The following is a 22,632-nucleotide window of genomic DNA, read 5'->3' on the forward strand; positions in this document are numbered from 1 at the left end:
ACATGCCATAGAGAAAGGAATCATCATGACGGCCACCGTCGACGCGGAAAACACACTCGTTCTCGAAACGACCAAGGGCCGCGTGGTCATCGCGCTGCGCCCGGACCTCGCGCCCCTGCACGTGGCGCGCATCAAGGAGCTGGTGCGGGCGAAGTTCTATGATGGCATCGTGTTCCACCGCGTCATCGAGGGCTTCATGGCGCAGACCGGCTGCCCGCGCGGCACCGGCACCGGCGGCTCCGACCTGCCCGACCTCAAGGCGGAATTCAACGCCGAGCCGCATGTGCGCGGCACCGTCTCCATGGCGCGGGCGCAGAACCCCAATTCCGCCAACTCGCAGTTCTTCATCTGCTTCGCCGACGCCCGCTTCCTCGACAAGCAGTATACGGTGTGGGGCAAGGTGATCGAGGGCATGGAGAACGTCGACAAGATCAAGCGCGGCGAACCTGTGCGCGATCCCGATTCCATCGTCACGGCGCGCATCGCCGCCGATATCGAGGCGTAAGCTCTTTCCGCGATGGACGTTTCCCTGTTCGATTTCGCCTTGCCGGAAGCTTCCATCGCCCTGCGTCCGGCCTCCCCGCGCGACAGCGCACGCCTGCTGGTGGTGCGGCCGCAGGCCGCGGCCGGCGAGAGCCTCGCGGACCGCACGGTGCGCGATCTGCCGTCGTTGCTGCGGCCCGGCGACGTACTGGTGCAAAACGATACCCGCGTCATCCCGGCGCGCCTTTACGGCATCCGCGTGCGCGGGGAAGCGGTGACGCACGTCGAGGTGATGCTGCACAAGCGCGAATCGGCTGATTCGTGGCGCGCGTTCGCCCGGCCCGGCAAGCGGCTGCGTGCGGGCGAGCGCATTCGCTTCGGCGACGGGAACGAAAGCCATGCCTGCGAACTCGCCTCGCTCGACGCCGAGATCGTCGAGAAGGGCGATGGCGGGGAGGTGCTGCTGCGCTTCGCCTTTTCCGGCCCGGCGCTGGATGAGGCCGTCGCGCGGCTCGGCCACATGCCGCTGCCGCCCTATATCGCCTCGAAACGGGCGGAGGATGCGGCCGACCTTACCGATTACCAGACGATCTACGCGAAGCGGGACGGCGCCGTCGCCGCGCCCACGGCAGGGCTGCACTTCACAGACGATCTCGTCGCCCGGCTGCGGGCTGCGGGCATCGAGCGCCATTTCGTGACGCTGCATGTGGGCGCGGGAACCTTTCTGCCCGTGAAGACGGAAGACACGCGCGACCATGCGATGCATGCGGAATGGGGCGAGATAGACGCCCAGACGGCGCAGGCGCTCAACGCGGCGCGGGCGGCGGGCGGGCGCATCGTCGCCACCGGCACCACGGCGCTGAGGCTGCTGGAAAGCGCGGCGCGCGAGGATGGCACCATCGCGCCGTTTTCCGGCGACACGTCGATCTTCATTACCCCCGGCTATCGCTTCAGGGCGGTTGATGTGCTGATGACCAATTTTCACCTGCCGCGCTCCACGCTGTTCATGCTGGTGAGCGCATTCGCGGGGCTCGACACCATGCAGGCGGCCTATGCCCATGCGGTGGCGGCCGGTTACCGCTTCTATTCCTATGGCGACTCAAGCCTGTTGTTCCGCAATGACGGGGCGGCGTGATGGCGGCGTTCTCCTTTCACATCGCGGCCCGCGACGGCGCGGCGCGCACCGGCGAGATCAGGCTGCCGCGCGGCACGATCCGCACGCCGGCCTTCATGCCGGTGGGCACGGCGGCGACCGTCAAGGCCATGCACACGCACGAGGTGAAGGCGCTCGGCGCCGACGTGCTGCTCGGGAATACCTACCACCTGATGCTGCGCCCGGGCGCGGAGCGGGTGGCGCGGCTCGGCGGCCTGCACAGGCTGATGAACTGGCCGCACCCCATCCTCACCGATTCAGGCGGCTTTCAGGTGATGTCGCTCGCCAAGCTGCGGCAGATCGACGAGAGGGGCGTGACCTTCCAGTCGCACATCGACGGTGCGCGCCATGAATTGACGCCCGAACGCGCCATCGAGATTCAGGGGCTGCTGGGTTCGGACATCCAGATGCAGCTCGATGAATGCGTGAAGTTGCCATGCACCGACGCCGAAGCCGCGCGCGCCATGCGGCTCAGTTTGCGCTGGGCGGAGCGCTGCCGGACGGCGTTCGGCGACCAGCCGGGGCGCGTGGAGCACGGCCGGGCGCTGTTCGGCATCGTGCAAGGCGGCGCGAACCGGGACCTGCGGGTGGAGAGCGCGCGCACGCTCGCCGGCATGGATTTCGAGGGCTATTCCATCGGCGGGCTCGCGGTGGGCGAGCCGCAGGACGTGATGCTCGCCATGATCGATACCGTGATGCCGCATCTTCCGGACGGCAAGCCGCATTACCTGATGGGCGTGGGCACGCCGGATGACATCGTGGAATCGGTGCGGCGTGGCGTCGACATGTTCGACTGCGTCATGCCGACGCGGGCGGGGCGGCACGGACAGGTGTTTTCCCGCTTCGGCAAGATCAACATGCGCAACGCCCGCCACGCGGACGATCCGCGCCCCATCGACGAGGCGTCGCCGTGGGAACCGACGCGCACCTATTCGCGCGCCTACCTGCACCATCTCGTCAAGTCGGGCGAGATTCTGGGCATGATGCTGCTGACCGGCATCAACCTGGCCTATTATCAGGAACTGATGGCGGGACTGCGGGCGGCGATAGCCGCGGGCAGGCTCGACGACTTCATTGCCCGGACGAAGGAAGGCTGGGCGCGCGGCGATGCATGACGACGTAGAAGTCGTCTGAGGGCTGCGGGTTCGCCAGCGCCTCCCCGATGCGGCTTGCGAACGGCAGGCGGTAGTGCAGCGGGTCCCAGAAATTGGCGTCCTCGCGCGTGACGGCGGAGGGGCGGCGAAAGTCGAGCACGGTCGCGTTGTGGCGTGCGCCAAGTTCCGCGAAATGCCGCTTGCAGGCCTGCTCCATCGCCTCGGCCAGCGAGCCGGGGCGGGGCTGGGCGGCGACGTGCGCGGGCGGGAACACGAGGAAGGTCTGCGTGTCTGCGGGCAGCGCGGCGAGCAGGCCGTCGAGCCATTGGCCGGCGGGAAAGCGCCATGCGGCCCTGTCCGCGGCGGTGGGAACCGCGGGCGGCTCCACGGGCACGACGGCGGCGGGCAGCCCGGCGGCAAGGTTCTCGTGCCAGATGTGCGTGCGGGCGCGCTCAAGGTCGTAGGCGGCGTCAGGTGGCACGAAGACGCCGTAGCCGTCGTCGCGCAGGTTCACGCCCCGCAGGCCAAGCCGGTGGGAGACGAGGCGGCCCGCGATCTCCAGCGTGTTCAGGCTGAAGGCGTCACGCCAGTCGTTCCAGGGGTCGTCGTCGTAGAAGCGGACTGGGAAGGCGCGGAAGGTGAGTCGCCTTTCCGGTGCGTCGGCATCGGCGTCGCACCAGCCCCGGTCGAGCCCGAAGACGAGCACGCGCGGCGCGGGCTCCACCTTCACAAACAGGCGCGCAAGCTGCATCTGCTCCCAGGGCGTGGCGGCGTTCATCGCCAGATTGGCGAAATGCACGGGCTTCTCCGGCGTGCCAAAAAGGCGATCGAGTTCCTCCGGATCGAGCAGGCGCAATGAGGAGGTGCCGAAGATGGCGGCGTCGTAGCGGCGCGAGCGGGCAATTTGCGGATACATGTACCGCTGGTTGATATCCACGACGGGACGCGGCGCATCGCCCGCCCTGACGCGGATGCCATAGGGATCGACCGTGGCGACGAAGCCGGCGAGCGCCGCTCCCACCAGCACGAGGGCCAGCAGGAAGGTCTTCAGGAAACGCCGCCAGGGGAGAGAATGCCGCATCCCGGTCAGGCACGCGCGGCCGGGTTATTCACAACCGGATCGTTCACGGCTTTGTCGAGAGCGTCGGCCAGCACCTCGGCCGACTGCGCGCCGGCAATGCCGTAGCGTCCGCCGAGGATGAAGAACGGCACGCCGGTGACGCCGAGACGGGCGGCGACCGCGATCTCGTCGATGACGTCCTGCTTGTCCCAGTCGCCCGCGAGACGGTTGGCGACGACCTCGCCGTCGAGCCCAGCATCCTCCGCCACCTGCCGCAGCACGGCGGCGTCGCCGATGTCGGCCCCTTCGGTGAAGTAGAGCGCGAACAGGCGCCGCGCGACGTCCCCCTGCGCACCGGACGGCTGCGCCCAGCGAATCAGGCGATGCGCATCGAGCGTGTTGGGGGCGCGGGTGATGCGGTCGAAGCGGAAGTCGATGCCTTCTTCGCGGCCGAGGTCGACGAGGTGCGCGTGGATGGCGTCGAGACGCGCCTGATCGCCGCCGAATTTTTGCAGCATGTAGGCGGCGCGGTCGAGCCCGCCGGCCGGGACGGTCGGGTCGAGCTGAAACGGTCGCCAATGGACGGCGACATCGAGCGCCGGCCGCGCGGCGATGGCGTGCGCCAAGCGGGCCGAGCCGAGGTAGCACCACGGACACACGACATCGGAGACGATATCGACGGTGATGGGCCTGCGGGCGGTACTGTCAGTGGCGTTCGTGGGCGCTGTCGTCATAGGCGCTGTGGTCATGGGCAAGGTTCCGGCTTACGTGCGGTTGTCCTGCATCGACGTTTACGGCTTTCGCCACCAACTGTCGATGACCGGGCCGAACAGTGGCACCTTTTCCGGCCGGTCGATCTCCGCCCGCCGCGCCACCCACTGCCCGTCGGCATGGAACAGCGGTACGACGTAGAAGCCGGACAGCAGCGCGCGGTCGAAGGCGCGCGTGGCATCGGTGAACTGCTCCATGGTACGGGCGGCAAGCAGCGCGTCGATGGTGGCGTCGACGGCGGGCGACTTCGCGCCGGTGATGTTCAGCGATCCGGGCCGGTCGGCGGCGGCCGAGGACCAGCGGTTCGACTGTTCCGAGCCGGGCGACGCGGATACGTTCCAAGTGTAGAGTATGACGTCGAAATCCGCCGCCAGCAACCGCTTCCAGTATTGCGCCTCGTCGACGAGGCGCACGTCCGCCACGATGCCGGCGGGCTTGAGGGACTGGGCGAAATTGAGTGCCAGCCTCTCCTGATCGCGCGACACCACCATGATCTCGAAGACGAGCGGCGCGCCGCCATCGTGGCGCAACACACCGTCGCGCAGGGCGAAGCCGGCTGATTCCAGCAGGTCGAGTCCCTTGCGGGCCATCGCCCTGTCGCGCCCGGAGCCATCGGCCTCGGGCGGGCGCCAGGTGCCTTCCAGAATGTCGGCGCGCACCGCGCCGGGGAAGGGCGCGAGCAGCGCCCGCTCGCCAGCCGAGGCCGGCCGGCCTGCCGACGATAGCGACGAACCGGCGAAATAGCTGCCCGTACGCCTGTAGAGATCGTAGAACAGGTTGCGGTTGACCCACGGAAAGTCGAGGAAGTAGCCCAGCGCCTCGCGCACCCGCACGTCGGCGAGCGGCGGCCGGCGGCTGTTGAGAGCAAAGCCGTACATGGGGCGCGGCGTGCCCACGGGCAGCGTTTCGCGCAGGACGGCGCCGCTGTGGACGGCGGGGAAGTCGTAGCCGATGGCCCAGCGCGAGGCGCTCGTCTCGACGCGCACGTCATAGAGGCCGGCCTTGAACGCCTCGAACTGCGTGTTGACGTCGCGGTAATAGTCGAAGCGGATTTCGTCGAAATTGTAGAGGCCGCGCGTCGCCGGCAGATCCTTCGCCCAGAAATCGGGATTGCGGCGGAAGGTGATGCTGCGTCCGGCATCCACGGCCGCCACGACATAGGGACCGGAGCCGACGGGCGTCTGGAAGGTCGTCTGCTCGAACGTGTCGCGGTCGATCAGGTGGGCGGGCAGCACCGGCAACTGGGCGAGAGTCAGCGGCGTCTCCCGGTTGCCGGGCTTCAGGTCGAAACGCACCGTGAGCGGATCGAGCGCCTGCGCCCGCTCCACCTGGCCGAGGTAGCTGCGATAGTAGAGCTGCCCCTTCTCGCGCAGCAGCTCGAAGCTGAACAGCACATCCGCGGCGGTGACGGGATGCCCGTCCGAGAAACGCGCGCGGGGATCGAGGTGGAACACGACGAAACTGCGGTCCTCCGGCATGCGCACGGCGTTGGCGATGAGACCATAGACCGAGAAGGGCTCGTCGGCAGAGCGCGCCATCAGCGGCTGGAACACGAGCGTGGTGATGCCCTGTGCGGCGATGCCCTTCGGCACGAAGGGGTTGAGGTTGTCGAACGTGCCGATGATGCTCTGGATGAGGCGGCCGCCCTTCGGCGCATCCGGATTGACATAGGGCAGCGATGCGAAGCCCGCGGGCAGCCGCGGCTCGCCGTGCATGGCGAGCGCCTCGCGGCGCGGCAGGCTCTGCCAGTCTTCCTGCCCGGCGGGGGCTGGCAGCGCGCAGAGGCCCACGACGAGCAGCGCGGCGAGAGCGCCGCGGCATGCGCGGGCCGCCGGGACGGCGAACGATGCAAGGGACATCATGGGCACGGACGATCCTGACATGGTGTCTATCATGGCGCTTGCCATTGGCGCCTGTCATGGCGCGGGTTCTGGCGATTCGCGGTGAAGTTTATGCGATCCCCGGTCGGGCGCGCAGGACACTTATCGCCCGAGAACCGCACCAATTCGTGAACGATGCTGGAAAGCAGCCGCGAGACAAGGTAAACACCGGGCCGGGTGGCGTCACCCCGACGTCTTGCGTGACGCGAATCAGGGAGAGGGAATTGGTCGGGTTCGATGCCGCCGGACGTTTTCCCTTTCGCGCCAGCACGGTAAGCTTTTCCTGCCGGGGAGGCCGCTGGTGCGCGCAGCCCGCATCCGCATCGCCCCCGTTTCCGGGGGCGCCGCAAACTCTGGCCGGCCGCGTGGATGAAGCGGGCGGCAGGGCGGAAAAATTGCGGATTGCGGGATGACCGCAGTTTTTGCGGACGGCATGCTTGCGTCGGGGGACCAGCGGGTTTACGGGCGTCTGTTGCCAGAAGGTCGGGGTAGAATAGTCGTGTATCTGCCAATCAGGAAAGAGGATCAGTCGATGAGCCGCGTGAAACAATCGGCGCCGCTGCGGGCTGCCAGCGGAATAGCGATGGCGTTGGTGGCCGGGATAAGCGCGCTGGCGCCGGTCGCCGCATATGCCCAGAATGCCCCGGCCCAGACGGCCCCCGCGCAGGGCCAGCAGCCGCCGGCCGGCCCCTCCCTCGTGCAGTTGAAGGCCGAGCCGTCGCAGGCGGACTGGACCAAGGTCTGTGGCCGCGACGAAGGCGCCAACAAGGAAATCTGCTACACCACGCGCGACTTCGTCAGCGAGCAGGGCCAGCCCGTGCTGGCGGTCGCCATCTACGACGTGAAGGGCGACGCGACGAAAATCGTCCGCTTCCTGATGCCGCTCGGCCTGCTGCTGCGGCCGGGCCTGCGCTTCTTCGTGGACAAGAACGACCCTGTCGCCGGGCAGTACGCTATCTGCTTCCCGAACGGCTGCTTCGCCGAGGCGCCGGTGCCGGACGCCTTCATCAACTCGCTCAAGCGCGGCAACATCCTCAACGTCAGCGCGCAGAACCAGATGGGCCGCGAAGTGACGTTCGCCGTGCCGCTCGCCGGCTTCACCAAGGGCTTCGACGGCAAGCCGATCGACCCGCAGGCGCTGGAGGCGCAGCAGCGGCAGCTTCAGGAAGCGCTCCAGAAGCGCTCGGAAGAGCTGCGCCAGCGCTCCGGACAGCCGGGGCAGGGCGGCGCTCCGGCGGCACCCGCTGCTCCCGCGCAGCAGTAAAGGCAGCGGCAATGCCTGCGCGCCCGACTACTTGGCCGGGCGCGCAAGTCTCGCTCGGGCTTTTTATACGGAAACAGAACCCCGGCCGCTGTGCCGGGGTTTTTCATGCGCGCCATTACGGCGCGTCCGGCCGGGAGGAGGCGGGCGTGTGGGCGGGAGCAAGCGGCACGGCGGCGCTCGATCGTTCGATCAGCGAGCGGATGTCCGGCGTCACCACCGGATAGTCCCACGAACCCTCGATCTCGATCGGGAAGGCGGCTGGCGATTCGCCGTCGGAGCCCTGCGAGCCGGCCGCGTCCGCGTTCGGCTCGGACGTCATGGCGAGCGCGCGCAGGGCGAGCGTCCTGTGGGCGATGTCGATGACACCGGACATGACGCCGTAAAGCCCGTTTCCGGCGCGCAGTTCCCCTTCCAGCTCGCCGGAGCCGCGCTCGATCTTCAACGTCGCGTCGATCGTGTCGAAGGGTGTGCGCCCGCCCCGCCAGTCGAGCGCGGTGGCGAGCGGACGCTGCTCCATACGCTCCACGACGTTGTTCAGGTCCACCGCCGACAGCTCCCCGTCCGTGATTCGCGCCGATACGACGCCCGCGAGGTTTCGCATGATGGCGTTGAGGGAGTTGCCGTTGCCCCTGAGCGTGACCTGCCCGCCGGCGCGTCCGGAGATGAGGGGCGCGCTAGTGAGGCTGCGCAGCGTCTTGCGCGCGTCGACTCCGTCGATCGTTCCCGTGAGCTGGGCGGAAAGGTCGTCCTGCTCCGGAAGGAGCTGCAGGCGCCCCCTGACGAGACCATCGTCCAGCTTCGCCTGGTTGAGGGCGATTTCCAGCCTGCCGCCCGAGGTCAGAATGCCCGCCGCGACGTCGGAAAGTAACAGCGGGCCGATGGCGGCCCTGGCGACGGACAGGCGGATATCGAGATCGTTGCGGGGGAAGTCGGCTTCGCCCGGCCGGCGCACGAGCGGCGCGCGCGACCATTCCGATACGCCACCGGGCGGCCTGGCCGGCCCGATGCGACGGTCGGCGGCGAGAAAACGATTGAAGTCGAGCGTTGCGGCATCGAGCGTGGCGGAGACGCGCATGCGCCCGTTGTCGGCGATCCGCGCGGAGAGCGCCCCTTCGAGCACGCCGCCGCCGGCATCGATGCGGGCATCGGGAACCGAAAGGCCCTGGCCGGAAAGGCTGACGCCGCCCTTGAGCGTCACTGGCCCCACGGCGTCGGCGAAGGCGAGCGGCGTGCGCAGCCATGCGGCCGTCTGCCGCAGCGAACTCGTTCGGAAGCTCATGTCACCGCTGAGTTCCGGCACCTCGTCCGCCGAAATCCGCCCGATGAATGAAAAGGTTGCGGGGCGGGCCGACAGGCGCAGCGCGAGCGGGGAGTCGAAACCGGCGGCGAGGGATGCCGGCCGCAGCTTCTCGATGCGCAGGTCGACGGGCTCGCCACGCCACAGCGCCGACGCGGCGAGATCGAGCGGCCGGCCCGTGGACGGCCAGTCGACAGTCGCGTTCAGCCGGTGCAGCAGGCGGCGGTTGCCGTTGCGGTAGAGGACCGCGCCTTCGCTGATGACGAGGCGGCCGGGCAGCGACTGCGCCAGCACCTGCACGTGGTGGGGGATGGTCGTGTCGCCAGGCGCCGGTTCCCCTTCCATGTTTCTGGCCTCTATCAACGCGGTGAGATGCCGGCGCGCCAGCGTCCAGAGCTGGCGGGGCTGTTCCGGCCCGAACCAGCGGATGTTGGGATTGACGAGCGTGATGCTCACCGGCTCGGCGCGGCCCAGCAGAAGCGGCAGCAGGCCGAGGCCGACCCGGACCTCGCGTGCGCTCAGCAGGGCTGTCTCCGGCGCGGCATCGGGGCGCGCGTCCAGCGACACCCGCGACATCTTGATGCGCGGTGTCGGCAGCAGACGCAGCGAGGCTCGCTCGACGCGGATCGCGAGACCCGTCGCCTCGCCGATGCGCCCGACCAGTTGCTGCGTGAGCGGCAAATGCGTCACGGGCCAGTGGAAGGAACCGGCGGCGATCAGGACCAGAGCGACAAGCGCGAAGATGATATAGCGTCGACGTATGGCCATATAACCCGCATGTTACGATGCACCCCGCCACCCTGCGGGATCATACCCTATAATGAATTCCGGCGCCGGTATATCTTAAGCCGGGCTGTGAATGCATCCAGGAAATGCCGTATGCGGGAGAACGCGCGGCGCGGGGGGACTTGCGTTTCCCGTTGTGGACAAGTAATGAGGAAGTTCAGTGTCCGTGCTTCCGAAGGCGCGGGCATGCTTTGTGCTGGTTGAATTCAGAAAGCCTCGGGCGCGCGATTCGCGACGGGCGCGGCTGAGTTCCCGGCGATATCCAGCAAGGGCGGCCCGCTGAACCGGGCCTTGGAGCAACGATGGCGAAGACGAATCCGGTCGAGTTTCTTCAGCAGGTCCGTGCCGAGACGAAGAAGGTGACATGGCCCACCCGCAAGGAGACGCTGGTCACCACGGCCATGGTCTTCGTGATGGTGCTTGTGGCGAGTATTTTCTTCTTCGTCGTCGACCAGCTCATCCAGCTCGGCATCGGCGCCCTGCTGGGCCTCGGCTGAGGCGCCGCCGCCGCGCGGGCGCGGGGGCTGATTTCATGTGAAGGTTATCCGGTCCGGCTGGCTCATGCGGCGCCGCGGGCCATGGGGAGAGTCGTTGATGGCCAAGCGTTGGTACATTGTCCACGCCTATTCGAACTTCGAGAACAAGGTGGCCCAGTCGCTGCGGGACCAGGCGGCGCAGCGCGGGCTTGAGGACAAGTTCGACGAAATTCTGGTGCCGACCGAGAAGGTGGTCGAGGTGCGCCGCGGACGCAAGGTCGATACGGAGCGCAAGTTCTTTCCCGGCTATGTCCTCGTGAAATGCGACCTGACGGACGATGTCTATCATCTGATCAAGAACACGCCGAAGGTGACGGGCTTCCTGGGCGCCGACAAGTCGAAGCCGCTGCCGATCCCGGACTACGAGGCGGAGCGGATCAAGGGCCAGGTGGCGGAAGGCGTCGAGCATCCCAAGCCGTCGGTCAGCTTCGAGGTGGGCGAGCAGGTGCGCGTGTCCGACGGGCCGTTCGCTTCCTTCAACGGCATCGTGGAAGAGGTCGACGACGCCCGCGCCCGGGTCAAGGTCGCGGTGTCGATCTTCGGCCGCGCCACGCCGGTGGAGCTGGAGTACGGGCAGGTCGCCAAGATCTGAGGCTGTGGGAAGGGTCCTGCCCGCCTGTCTGCAGCGGCGGGCTGGCGCGCCATTTGCATCAGGCACCTCTTGCATGTGACATCGGCATGCTGTAATGAAGCGCCTTCGTTTATTTTATATGACGATTCACGAACGCGGGAGATCCGCCCGGCCAGCCTGCCGGGAGAACGGCTCGAACCGCGGACTGCAACTATGGCAGCCGGCGCTCCCGGTTGCCGTTCTGTTTGGGAGCAGCCATCATGGCAAAGAAGATCACGGGCTACGTGAAGCTTCAGGTTCCGGCGGGCGCGGCCAATCCGTCGCCGCCGATCGGTCCCGCGCTCGGTCAGCGCGGCCTGAATATCATGGAATTCTGCAAGGCGTTCAACGCCAAGACGGCACAGATGGAGAAGGGCACCCCGATTCCGGTGATCATCACCGCCTATCAGGACCGCTCCTTCACGTTCGAGACCCGTCAGCCGCCGGTTTCGTACTATCTGAAGAAGGCCGCTGGCCTCAAGAGCGCCTCGAAGACGCCCGGCAAGGGTGGCTCCGTCGGCAAGGTCACGCGCGCGCAGGTTGTCGAAATCGCCCAGGCGAAGATGTCCGATCTCAACACGGACACGATCGAGGCGGCTGCGACGATGATCGAAGGTTCTGCCCGTTCGATGGGCATTGAGGTCGTGGGCTGAGGGAGGCACGCATGGCACATGTTGGAAAGCGCGTCATCGCCTCTCGCGAAGGCATCGATCGCAAGAAGCTCTACGGCATCGACGAGGCCGTGAAGACCATCAAGGAACGCGCCACGGCGAAGTTCGACGAGACGGTCGAGGTCTCCATCAATCTCGGCGTCGATCCGCGTCACGCGGACCAGATGGTGCGCGGCGTCTGCCAGCTCCCCAACGGCTCCGGCCGTTCGGTGCGCGTGGCCGTGTTCGCCCGTGGCCCGAAGGCCGATGAGGCGAAGAAAGCCGGTGCCGAGGTGGTGGGCGCCGAGGACCTGATGGAGCAGATCCAGAGCGGCAACATCAACTTCGACCGCTGCATCGCGACGCCGGACCTGATGCCGCTCGTCGGTCGTCTCGGCAAGATCCTTGGCCCGCGCGGCCTGATGCCGAACCCGAAGGTCGGCACGGTGACGATGGACGTCACTGGCGCCGTTTCGGCGGCCAAGGGCGGCGCTGTGGAGTTTCGCGTCGAGAAGGCCGGCATCGTCCACGCCGGCATCGGCAAGGCTTCGTTCGATGAGCAGAAGCTGATCGAGAACATCCGTGCCTTCGCCGATGCGGTGGCGAGGGCCAAGCCGTCGGGCGCCAAGGGCACCTACATCCAGCGCATCGCCATTTCCTCGACGATGGGCCCGGGCGTGAAGGTCGATCCCTCGTCGGTGTTCGCGGTGGCCAGCGCAGCGTAATCCCGGATGTAGCCGCGTGGCGGACTGCCATGCGGCTCAGCCCTTGCGTTTTGGGCGCAGGGAGATTATGTAGGTTGGTTGATCCGGGAAGCCGGGTCAAGACTTTTCTGGAATTCCGATCTGACGATCGTGAAGATGGCGGTTCCAGGGTGTGCCCAGCGGGGAAAATCTCCGCCGGGCGACGCCTCGGGGCCGTCGGTGTCCTGTCCGAGACTGCAGGTGCCCGGCGATATGCGCCGGGTCTAATCCCGTCCTGGGGCCTGCATAGACGGGTAAGGCTGATGTCGGTAGCCGTCGGTATCGCCGGTGAAACGGGATTGGTTCGTACCTTCGCATCCGCGTCGCGGCTTCTGCCGTGGAGCGGGGACAGGGCTCACAAGCGCCGCCTTTCGGTGCCGGGCCTGATGGTAGTCGGTATCGCGAGGGCGGTATGTGTAGCTGGCGGATGGGCATCTGTCTATCCGTCTATTGGAGAGAGCCCCGTGGATAGAACGGCGAAAGCTGAGCTTGCGGCGTCGCTTGGCGAAGTGTTCGGCACTTCAGGCGTCGTCGTTGTTGCTCATTATGCCGGCCTGAGGGTCGCTGAAATGCAGAAGCTCCGTCAGGAAGCGAAGCAGGCAGGCGCCAAGGTGCAGGTCGCAAAGAACCGCATCGCCAAGATCGCTCTCGAAGGCACGGACGTTGCCGGAATCGCGCCCCTTCTGAAGGGGCCGACGTTGCTGGCCTATTCCAGCGACCCCATCGCAGCGGCCAAGGTCGTGACCGATTTCGCCAAGACGAATGACAAGCTCGTCATTCTCGGTGGCGCGTCGGGCAAGTCCACTCTGAACGTCGACGGTGTGAAGGCGCTCGCCTCGCTGCCGTCGCTCGACGAACTGCGCGCCAAGCTCGTGGGCCTTGTCCAGGCTCCCGCGACGAAGATCGCCCAGGTTGTCACCGCGCCCGCCGCCAAGGTGGCCCGCGTGTTCGGAGCCTATGCCAACAGAGATGCGGCGTAAGGCCGATTACCAACAAACTGACGAACCGATACAGGGATTATTATCATGGCTGATTTGACCAAGCTCGTCGACGAACTGTCGAGCCTTACCGTTCTCGAGGCTGCCGAACTCGCCAAGCTTCTCGAAGAGAAGTGGGGTGTTTCCGCTGCTGCCGCTGTCGCCGTTGCCGCCGCTCCGGCAGGTGGTGGCGCCGCTGCCCCGGCTGCCGAGGAGCAGACCGAATTCACGGTTGTTCTGGCCGCCATCGGCGACAAGAAGATCGAAGTCATCAAGGAAGTCCGCGCCATCACCGGCCTTGGCCTCAAGGAAGCGAAGGACCTCGTCGAGGGCGCTCCCAAGCCTGTCAAGGAAGGCATTCCGAAGGACGAGGCCAACAAGCTCAAGGAGCAGCTTGAGAAGGCCGGCGCCAAGGTCGAACTCAAGTAAGTTCGGATGGATCGGCGGGGCCGGAGTCGCCCGGCCCTGGCGGTGTTTTTTCGGACAGGCTGATCGCATGCTGCTGGACGGATCGAAACTCTGAGCAGGTCTTTGAGCGCGCGCACCGTTAACCTAATCTGAAGAAATTGCGGTTCCGGGAGATTTCTCCCGGGACCGCATCGTCGTCCGAAAACGCCATCGCCGTTCGTGGCGGTCGCCTTTTCGGCCGTTGAGCGGCGGAACCGTTCGCTGACCTTGCCGCGGGATAGCGGCCCGCCTGACCCGGCGGCCCTCCGAGCAACCCTTGCCGGAGTGGCGCCCGAGGACCGCCCGGTCAGGCGTGCGTTGAGGAGCAAGAGTCCACATGGCCCAGACGATCACCAGCCGCAAGCGTGTTCGCAAGTTCTTCGGCAAGATCCGGGAAGTTGCGGAGATGCCGAACCTGATCGAGGTTCAGAAGGCGTCCTATGACCAGTTCCTGCTGATCGATGAGCCGGAAGGCGGACGGCCTGACGAGGGGCTGCAGTCCGTGTTCAAGTCGGTATTCCCGATTTCGGACTTCTCCGGTACTTCGCTTCTGGAATTCGTGAAGTACACGTTCGAGCCGCCGAAGTATGATGTCGACGAGTGCCGGCAGCGCGGCATGACCTTTTCCGCGCCGCTGAAGGTGACGCTGCGTCTCATCGTGTTTGATGTGGACGAGGACACCGGCGCGCGCTCCGTCAAGGACATCAAGGAGCAGGACGTGTACATGGGCGACATGCCGCTCATGACCGACAACGGCACCTTCATCGTCAATGGCACCGAGCGCGTGATCGTGTCTCAGATGCACCGCTCGCCGGGCGTGTTCTTCGACCACGACCGCGGCAAGACGCACTCCTCCGGCAAGATCCTGTTCGCCGCGCGCATCATCCCCTATCGCGGTTCGTGGCTCGATATCGAGTTCGACGCGAAGGACATCGTCTACGCGCGTATCGACCGCCGCCGCAAGCTGCCGGTGACGACACTGCTCTATGCCCTGGGCCTCGACTCCGAGGAAATCCTCGACACGTTCTATAACAAGGTGCCCTACACGCGCGACGACCACGGCTGGCGCGTGCCCTTCGACCCCGAGCGCTACAAGGGCTTCAAGGCAAGCGCCGACGTGATCGACGCCGATTCGGGCGAGGTCGTGCTGGAGGCCGGCAAGAAGCTGACGGTGCGCGGCGCGCGCCAGCTCGTGGAAGCCGGCGTCAAGGCGCTGCGGGCGGCGGACGAGGACCTGTTCGGCCAGTATATCGGTGAGGACGTCGTCAACCCGCAGACGGGCGAGATCTATGCCGAGGCTGGCGAGGAAATCACCGAGAAGGTGCTGAAGGAACTCGATGAGGCCGGCGTCTTCGAGATCCCCGTTCTCGACATCAACCACGTCAACATCGGTCCCTACATCCGCAACACGCTGGCGATCGACAAGAACAGCGCGCGCGAATCGGCGCTGTTCGACATCTATCGTGTGATGCGCCCGGGCGAGCCGCCGACGCTGGATACGGCGGAGGCGATGTTCCACTCGCTGTTCTTCGATCCCGAGCGTTACGACCTTTCGGCTGTCGGCCGCGTGAAGATGAACATGCGCCTCGACCTCGACGCGGCGGATACCGTGCGTATCCTGCGCCGCGAGGACATGCTCGCGGTCGTCAAGGCGCTGGTCGGCTTGCGCGACGGCCGTGGCGAGATCGACGACATCGACCATCTCGGCAACCGCCGCGTGCGTTCCGTCGGCGAGCTGATGGAGAACCAGTACCGGCTTGGCCTGCTGCGCATGGAGCGCGCAATCAAGGAGCGCATGTCCTCCGTGGACATCGACACCGTGATGCCGCAGGATCTGATCAACGCCAAGCCGGCGGCGGCGGCCGTGCGCGAGTTCTTCGGCTCGTCGCAGCTCTCGCAGTTCATGGACCAGACGAACCCGCTGTCGGAAGTGACGCACAAGCGGCGCCTCTCCGCGCTTGGCCCGGGCGGCCTGACGCGCGAGCGCGCCGGCTTCGAGGTGCGCGACGTGCACCCCACGCACTACGGCCGCATCTGCCCCATCGAGACACCGGAAGGGCCGAACATCGGCCTGATCAACTCGCTCGCCACCTTCGCGCGCGTCAACAAGTATGGCTTCATCGAGGCGCCGTACCGGCGGGTGCGCGACGGCAAGGTAACGAACGAGGTGAACTACCTCTCGGCGACCGAGGAAATGAAGTATGCCGTGGCGCAGGCCAATGCGGCGATCGACACGGAAGGCCGGCTGACCGAGGACCTCGTCGTCTGCCGCCAGGCCGGCGACGTGGTCGTGGTGCCGCCGGAGCGCGTGGACTATATGGACGTGTCGCCGAAGCAGCTCGTGTCGGTGGCGGCGGCGCTCATTCCGTTCCTTGAGAACGACGACGCCAACCGCGCGCTGATGGGCTCGAACATGCAGCGCCAGGCCGTGCCGCTGGTGAAGGCGGATGCGCCCTTCGTCGGCACGGGCATGGAGGCGGTGGTCGCGCGCGACTCGGGCGCCGCTATCGCGGCGCGGCGCACGGGCATCGTCGACCAGGTGGACGCCACACGTATCGTTATCCGCGCGACGGAAGATCTCGACCCGACCAAGTCGGGCGTCGATATCTACCGGCTGATGAAGTTCCAGCGCTCCAACCAGTCGACCTGCATCAACCAGCGGCCGCTGGTAAAGGTGGGCGACTTCGTGAAGAAGGGCGACATCGTCGCCGACGGTCCCTCGACGGAGCTGGGCGAACTCGCGCTCGGACGCAACGTGCTCGTCGCGTTCATGCCGTGGAACGGCTACAACTATGAGGACTCCATCCTGCTCTCCGAGCGGATCGTGAAGGAAGACGTGTTCACCTCGATCCACATCGAGGAGTTCGAGGTCTCCGCCCGCGACACCAAGCTCGGGCCGGAGGAAATCACGCGCGATATTCCGAACGTCTCGGAAGAAGCGCTGAAGAACCTCGACGAGGCGGGCATCGTCTACATCGGCGCCGAGGTGCAGGCGGGCGACATTCTGGTGGGCAAGATCACGCCCAAGGGCGAAAGCCCGATGACTCCGGAAGAGAAGCTGCTGCGCGCCATCTTCGGTGAGAAGGCCTCCGACGTGCGCGACACGTCGCTGCGCGTGCCGCCGGGAGTGACGGGCACCATCGTCGAGGTGCGCGTGTTCAACCGCCACGGCATCGACAAGGACGAGCGCGCCCAGGCCATCGAGCGCGAGGAGATCGAGCGCCTCGCCAAGGACCGCGACGACGAGCAGGCGATCCTCGACCGCAACGCCTACGCGCGCCTCGCGGACGTGCTGATCGGCCAGACGGCGATCGCCGGCCCCAAGGGCTTCCGCAAGGACACGGAGCTGACACGCCAGGTGCTGGCGGACATCCCGCGTTCGCAGTGGTGGCAGTTTGCCGTCGCCGACGATGCCGTGACGGCGGAGCTGGAGGCGATGCGCAAGCAGTACGACGAATCGAAGAAGCGGCTCGAACAGCGCTTCCTCGACAAGGTCGAGAAGCTGCAGCGCGGCGACGAGCTGCCGCCCGGCGTGATGAAGATGGTCAAGGTCTTCGTCGCGGTGAAGCGCAAGATTCAGCCGGGCGACAAGATGGCCGGCCGCCACGGCAACAAGGGTGTCGTGTCGCGCATCGTGCCGATCGAGGACATGCCGTTCCTGGAGGACGGTACGCACGCCGACATCGTGCTCAACCCGCTCGGCGTGCCGAGCCGCATGAACGTCGGGCAGATTCTCGAAACGCATCTGGGATGGGCCTGCGCCAACCTCGGCCGGCAGATCGGGCAGGCGGTGGATGTCTACCGCCGTGCGCACGACACGGCGCAGCTGAAGCAGGCTCTGAACCAGGTCTATGGCGAGGATGCGGTCTCGGACGAACTGACGCCGGAGGATCTCATCGATCTGGGCGAGAGCCTGCGGCGCGGTGTGCCGATCGCGACGCCGGTGTTCGACGGCGCCAAGGAGAGCGATATCGAGGACATGCTGGAGGAGGCGGGGCTTCACCCGTCCGGCCAGTCCACGCTCTATGACGGACGCACGGGCGAGCCGTTTGACCGCAAGGTGACCGTGGGCATCATCTACATGCTCAAGTTGCACCACCTGGTCGACGACAAGATCCATGCACGTTCCATCGGCCCGTACTCGCTCGTCACCCAGCAGCCGCTGGGCGGCAAGGCGCAGTTCGGCGGCCAGCGCTTCGGCGAGATGGAGGTGTGGGCGCTCGAAGCCTATGGCGCGGCCTATACCCTGCAGGAGATGCTGACGGTGAAGTCGGACGACGTCGCCGGCCGCACCAAGGTCTACGAGGCCATCGTGCGCGGCGACGACACGTTCGAATCCGGCGTGCCGGAGAGCTTCAACGTGCTGGTCAAGGAAATGCGGTCGCTCGGCCTCAACGTGGAGTTGCTCTCGTCCAAGCAGGTACCTGAGGATGACTTCCCCGCGGAGGCGGCCGAATGAGCGGGCGGGGTGCGCGCATCCATACGCGGCATTGAAGATCAAGGCGGCATCCGGCCATAAAACAGCCGGGTGTCGCCGATATATTTCCAGTTTCAAGGCATCGCGCTGCGGGCGGCAGGGCAGGTGCCGGCGGGAGTTCACCCGGAGGCGCGGGACTCACGCAGACTTGAGGAGACGGCGATGAATCAAGAGGTGATGAATCTCTTCAATACTCAGGCTCCCGCACAGACGTTCGATCAGATCAAGATTTCGATCGCGAGCCCTGAGAAAATTCTGTCATGGTCCTACGGTGAAATCAAGAAGCCGGAGACCATCAACTATCGTACGTTCAAGCCGGAACGCGACGGCCTGTTCTGCGCGCGTATCTTCGGCCCGATCAAGGACTATGAATGCTTGTGCGGCAAGTACAAGCGCATGAAGTACAAGGGCGTCATCTGCGAGAAGTGCGGCGTCGAGGTGACGCTTGCGCGCGTACGGCGCGAGCGCATGGGCCACATCGAACTGGCGGCGCCGGTCGCGCACATCTGGTTCCTCAAGTCGCTGCCCTCGCGCATCGGCCTGCTGCTCGACATGACGCTCAAGGATCTTGAGCGCATCCTGTATTTCGAGTCCTACGTGGTGCTGGAGCCCGGCCTCACGCCGCTGAAGATGCTTCAGCTCCTCACGGAGGAAGAGCATCTGCGCGCGCAGGAGGAATATGGCGACGACAGCTTCACCGCGCTGATCGGCGCGGAGGCCATCCGCGAGATCCTGCGCAACCTCGACCTTGAGAAGACCGCGCAGGAAATCAAGGAAGAGATCGCGACCACCACGTCCGAGCTGAAGCCCAAGAAGCTGATGAAGCGCCTCAAGATCATCGAGGCGTTCCAGCAGTCGGGCAACAAGCCGGAATGGATGATCATGACGGTCGTCCCCGTCATTCCCCCGGATTTGCGCCCGCTGGTGCCGCTTGATGGTGGCCGTTTCGCCACGTCCGACCTCAATGATCTGTACCGGCGCGTCATCAACCGCAACAACCGCCTGAAGCGGCTGATCGAGCTGCGCGCACCCGACATCATTATCCGCAACGAGAAGCGCATGCTTCAGGAGGCGGTCGACGCGCTGTTCGACAACGGTCGGCGCGGCCGCGTGATCACGGGCGCCAACAAGCGGCCGCTGAAGTCGCTTGCCGACATGCTGAAGGGCAAGCAGGGCCGCTTCCGCCAGAACCTGCTCGGCAAGCGCGTGGACTATTCCGGCCGCTCGGTGATCGTCGTCGGCCCGGAGATGAAGCTGCACCAGTGCGGCCTGCCGAAGAAGATGGCGCTGGAGCTGTTCAAGCCGTTCATCTACGCGCGGCTCGACGCCAAGGGCCTGTCGGCCACCGTCAAGCAGGCCAAGAAGCTCGTGGAGAAGGAAAAGCCGGAAGTGTGGGATATCCTCGACGAGGTTATCCGCGAGCATCCGGTGATGTTGAACCGCGCGCCGACGCTGCACCGCCTCGGCATCCAGGCCTTCGAGCCGGTGCTGATCGAGGGCAAGGCGATCCAGCTCCACCCGCTCGTCTGCTCGGCGTTCAACGCCGACTTCGACGGTGACCAGATGGCCGTGCACGTGCCGCTGTCGCTTGAAGCGCAGCTTGAGGCGCGCGTGCTGATGATGTCGACGAACAACATCCTGCACCCCGCCAACGGCCAGCCGATCATCGTTCCGTCGCAGGACATGGTTCTGGGGCTCTATTACCTGTCGATCATGGCAGATGGCGAGCCCGGCCAGGGCAAGGCCTATGCGGACCAGAACGAGATCGAGCATGCGCTGAACGCGGGCGTGATCACGTATCACAGCAAGATTCGCTACCGCTGGGTGGGTGTGGACGAGGACGGCGCGCCGGTCTCGAAGATCCACGACACCACGCCCGGGCGCGTGTTCCTGTCGCGCCTGCTGCCGAAGCACCCGAAGATCACCTTCGACGTCGTCAACAAGCTGATGACGAAGAAGGAAATCTCCAACATGATCGATGCCGTCTACCGCAACTGCGGTCAGAAGGAATCGGTTATCTTCTGCGACCGCATCATGTCGCTGGGCTTCTACCACGCCTTCAAGGCCGGCATCTCGTTCGGCAAGGACGACATGGTCGTTCCGGAGAACAAGTGGGAGATCGTCGACCAGACGCGCCTGCTGGTGAAGGACTACGAGCAGCAGTACAACGACGGCCTGATCACGCAGGGCGAGAAGTACAACAAGGTCGTCGACGCCTGGGCGAAGTGCTCCGACAAGCTCGCCGGCGAGATGATGGCGCGCATCTCCGCCGTCCGGAAGGACGACAACGGTCGCGACAAGCCGGTGAACTCCATCTACATGATGGCGCACTCCGGCGCGCGCGGCTCGCCTGCGCAGATGAAGCAGCTCGCCGCCATGCGCGGCCTGATGGCCAAGCCCTCGGGCGAGATCATCGAAAGCCCGATCATCTCGAACTTCAAGGAAGGCCTCGACGTTCTCGAATACTTCAACTCGACCCACGGCGCCCGCAAGGGCCTCGCGGACACCGCGCTGAAGACCGCGAACTCGGGTTACCTGACGCGCCGTCTCGTCGACGTGGCGCAGGACGCGGTCATCCGCGAGACGGATTGCGGCACGGATCGCGGTATCTCGATGCGGGCGATCATCGACGCCGGGCAGGTCGTGGCGACGCTCGCCTCGCGCATCCTGGGCCGTACGGCGGCCGAGGATGTCGTCGATGCGGAAGGCAATGTGATCGTGCCGACCGGCATTATGATCGAGGAAAAGGACATCCCGGCGATCAACGCGGCGGGCGTCCAGCAGGTGAAGATCCGCTCGGTGCTGACCTGCGAGTCGCGTAACGGCGTATGCGCCACCTGCTACGGCCGCGATCTGGCGCGCGGCACGCCCGTCAACCATGGCGAGGCGGTGGGCGTCATCGCGGCGCAGTCGATCGGCGAGCCGGGCACCCAGCTCACGATGCGCACGTTCCACATCGGCGGCGCGGCGACCATCGCCGACCAGTCGTTCCTCGAAACCAACTTCGAGGGCGAGGTGAAGCTGCGCAACCGCAACGTGGCGCGCAACTCCGACGGCGATCTCGTGGTCATGGGCCGCAACGTCGGCGTCATCATCCTGGGGCCGGATGGCAAGGAGCGCGCGGTGCACCGCGTGCAGTACGGTGCGCGGCTGAAGGTGGACGACGGCGACCAGATCAAGCGCGGCCAGCGTGTGGCGGAATGGGACCCCTATACCCGTCCGGTGCTGACCGAGATCGATGGCACCATCGGCTTCGAGGACCTGATCGAGAACATGTCGATGTCGGAAACCATCGACGAGGCGACCGGCATCGCCAAGCGCGTGGTGATCGACTGGCGCGGCTCCGCCCGCACGGCCGATCTGCGCCCGGCGATCGTCATTCTCGGTCCGGACGGCAAGGTCGCCAAGCTGCCGCGCGGCGGCGACGCGCGCTACCTGCTGCCGGTGGAGGGCATCATCGCCGTCGATCCGGGCGCGAAGGTGAAGGCCGGCGACGCGCTGGCGCGTATCCCGCTGGAAAGCGCCAAGACGCGCGACATCACCGGCGGTCTGCCGCGCGTGGCGGAGCTTTTCGAGGCCCGCCGTCCGAAGGACGCCGCGATCATCGCCGAGAAGTCTGGCACGATCCAGTTCGGGCGCGACTACAAGAACAAGCGCCGGCTGACGCTGGCGCCGCACGACGGCTCGGAGCCGGTGGAGTACCTGATCCCGAAGGGCAAGCACATCCATCTGCAGGATGGCGACGTCATCGAGGTCGGTGACTTCATCGTCGACGGCAACCCCGCGCCGCACGACATCCTCGCCATCAAGGGCGTGGAGGAACTGGCCGCCTATCTCGTCAACGAGATTCAGGAGGTCTACCGTCTGCAGGGCGTGCATATCAACGACAAGCACATCGAGGTGATCGTTCGCCAGATGCTGCAGAAGGTCGATATCACGGACCCGGGCGACTCCGAGTTCCTGCATGGCGAGCAGGTCGACCGCACGGACTTCCGCGACGCCAACGACCGGCTCATCGCGGAGAACAAGCGTCCCGCGCAGGGCACGCCGGTGCTGCTCGGCATCACCAAGGCGAGCCTGCAGACGAAGTCGTTCATTTCGGCGGCATCCTTCCAGGAGACGACGCGCGTGCTGACGGAAGCAGCCGTCAACGGCAAGTCGGACACCCTGGAAGGGCTGAAGGAGAATGTCATCGTCGGCAGCCTGATCCCGGCCGGCACGGGCGCGGTCGCCGCCAAGCTGCGCGAGATCGCGGTGCGGCGCGACGAACTCATCCTCGGCCAGCGTGCGCGCGAAAGCGCGCAGGCGGCGAAGGCCGTGGGGCAGGGGTTGCCGGAACCGCTGGCGTCCACGCCGTCGTTTTCGGAAACATCCCAGCCGGATGTATGATCCGCTGAAACGAGC

General features: G+C 66.2%; 16 protein-coding genes. 12 read left to right on the top strand and 4 right to left on the bottom strand.

Annotation, left to right across the window (positions count from 1 at the left end):
• Positions 1–25 precede the first annotated feature (25 nt).
• From FHS82_RS01895 to tgt, 3 genes are read left to right on the top strand one after another with little or no spacing between them, the layout of a single operon-like run.
• Positions 26–505, top strand: a complete 480-nt coding sequence (locus FHS82_RS01895) for a peptidylprolyl isomerase (protein ID WP_166948129.1) — start codon at positions 26–28, stop codon at positions 503–505.
• 12 nt (positions 506–517) lie between these two features.
• The gene (gene queA / locus FHS82_RS01900; protein ID WP_166948131.1) at positions 518–1,618 is read left to right on the top strand and encodes a tRNA preQ1(34) S-adenosylmethionine ribosyltransferase-isomerase QueA; all 1,101 of its coding nucleotides are present in this window, start codon (positions 518–520) and stop codon (positions 1,616–1,618) included.
• Positions 1,618–2,751, top strand: coding sequence for a tRNA guanosine(34) transglycosylase Tgt (gene tgt / locus FHS82_RS01905; protein ID WP_208394032.1), 1,134 nt, complete (start codon positions 1,618–1,620; stop codon positions 2,749–2,751). Before queA ends, tgt begins: the two co-directional genes overlap by 1 nt.
• Here tgt and FHS82_RS01910 read toward each other — a convergent pair.
• The 3 genes from FHS82_RS01910 to FHS82_RS01920 are packed head-to-tail and all read right to left on the bottom strand — an operon-like array spanning position 2,708 to position 6,444.
• Positions 2,708–3,811, bottom strand: coding sequence for a hypothetical protein (locus FHS82_RS01910; RefSeq protein ID WP_208394033.1), 1,104 nt, complete (start codon positions 3,809–3,811; stop codon positions 2,708–2,710). The two genes, tgt and FHS82_RS01910, sit on opposite strands and share 44 nt — an antisense overlap.
• 5 nt (positions 3,812–3,816) lie before the next feature.
• Entirely contained in the window at positions 3,817–4,539 is a 723-nt protein-coding gene (locus FHS82_RS01915) for a DsbA family oxidoreductase (RefSeq protein ID WP_166948135.1), read from the bottom strand.
• A gap of 42 nt (positions 4,540–4,581) precedes the next feature.
• Entirely contained in the window at positions 4,582–6,444 is a 1,863-nt protein-coding gene (locus tag FHS82_RS01920; protein WP_246224968.1) for an extracellular solute-binding protein, read from the bottom strand.
• Positions 6,445–6,973: 529 nt separating this feature from the next.
• On the opposite strand from FHS82_RS01920, the gene FHS82_RS01925 reads away from it, so the two are divergent.
• On the top strand, positions 6,974–7,705 hold the full coding sequence (locus FHS82_RS01925; RefSeq protein ID WP_166948139.1) for an invasion associated locus B family protein: 732 nt from the start codon (positions 6,974–6,976) through the stop codon (positions 7,703–7,705).
• A gap of 115 nt (positions 7,706–7,820) precedes the next feature.
• Here FHS82_RS01925 and FHS82_RS01930 read toward each other — a convergent pair whose 3' ends face one another.
• Positions 7,821–9,770: an AsmA family protein gene (locus FHS82_RS01930; protein WP_166948141.1), complete on the bottom strand. Its 1,950-nt coding sequence runs from the start codon at positions 9,768–9,770 to the stop codon at positions 7,821–7,823.
• A gap of 320 nt (positions 9,771–10,090) precedes the next feature.
• Between FHS82_RS01930 and secE the strand changes: the two genes are divergently transcribed.
• The 8 genes from secE to rpoC all read left to right on the top strand — a co-directional run bounded on the left by secE (position 10,091) and on the right by rpoC (position 22,617).
• The gene (gene secE, locus FHS82_RS01935; protein WP_166948143.1) at positions 10,091–10,285 is read left to right on the top strand and encodes a preprotein translocase subunit SecE; all 195 of its coding nucleotides are present in this window, start codon (positions 10,091–10,093) and stop codon (positions 10,283–10,285) included.
• A 97-nt stretch (positions 10,286–10,382) separates the two neighbouring features.
• Positions 10,383–10,916 carry a transcription termination/antitermination protein NusG gene (nusG, locus tag FHS82_RS01940; protein WP_166948145.1) on the top strand — a complete coding sequence of 178 codons (534 nt, stop codon included), beginning with the start codon at positions 10,383–10,385 and terminating at the stop codon, positions 10,914–10,916.
• Between the two features lie 239 nt (positions 10,917–11,155).
• Positions 11,156–11,587, top strand: coding sequence for a 50S ribosomal protein L11 (gene rplK / locus FHS82_RS01945; RefSeq protein WP_166948147.1), 432 nt, complete (start codon positions 11,156–11,158; stop codon positions 11,585–11,587).
• Positions 11,588–11,598: 11 nt separating this feature from the next.
• Positions 11,599–12,309 carry a 50S ribosomal protein L1 gene (gene rplA, locus FHS82_RS01950; RefSeq protein ID WP_166948149.1) on the top strand — a complete coding sequence of 237 codons (711 nt, stop codon included), beginning with the start codon at positions 11,599–11,601 and terminating at the stop codon, positions 12,307–12,309.
• Between the two features lie 482 nt (positions 12,310–12,791).
• On the top strand, positions 12,792–13,307 hold the full coding sequence (gene rplJ / locus FHS82_RS01955) for a 50S ribosomal protein L10 (RefSeq protein WP_166948902.1): 516 nt from the start codon (positions 12,792–12,794) through the stop codon (positions 13,305–13,307).
• A gap of 45 nt (positions 13,308–13,352) precedes the next feature.
• Entirely contained in the window at positions 13,353–13,733 is a 381-nt protein-coding gene (rplL, locus tag FHS82_RS01960; protein WP_166948151.1) for a 50S ribosomal protein L7/L12, read from the top strand.
• A gap of 355 nt (positions 13,734–14,088) precedes the next feature.
• Positions 14,089–18,210, top strand: coding sequence for a DNA-directed RNA polymerase subunit beta (rpoB, locus tag FHS82_RS01965; protein ID WP_166948153.1), 4,122 nt, complete (start codon positions 14,089–14,091; stop codon positions 18,208–18,210).
• 180 nt (positions 18,211–18,390) lie between these two features.
• On the top strand, positions 18,391–22,617 hold the full coding sequence (gene rpoC / locus FHS82_RS01970; protein WP_166948155.1) for a DNA-directed RNA polymerase subunit beta': 4,227 nt from the start codon (positions 18,391–18,393) through the stop codon (positions 22,615–22,617).
• Positions 22,618–22,632: the final 15 nt, after the last annotated feature.

Origin of the sequence: Pseudochelatococcus lubricantis (genome assembly GCF_011762225.1) — a bacterium.
Lineage (GTDB): Bacteria > Pseudomonadota > Alphaproteobacteria > Rhizobiales > Beijerinckiaceae > Pseudochelatococcus > Pseudochelatococcus lubricantis.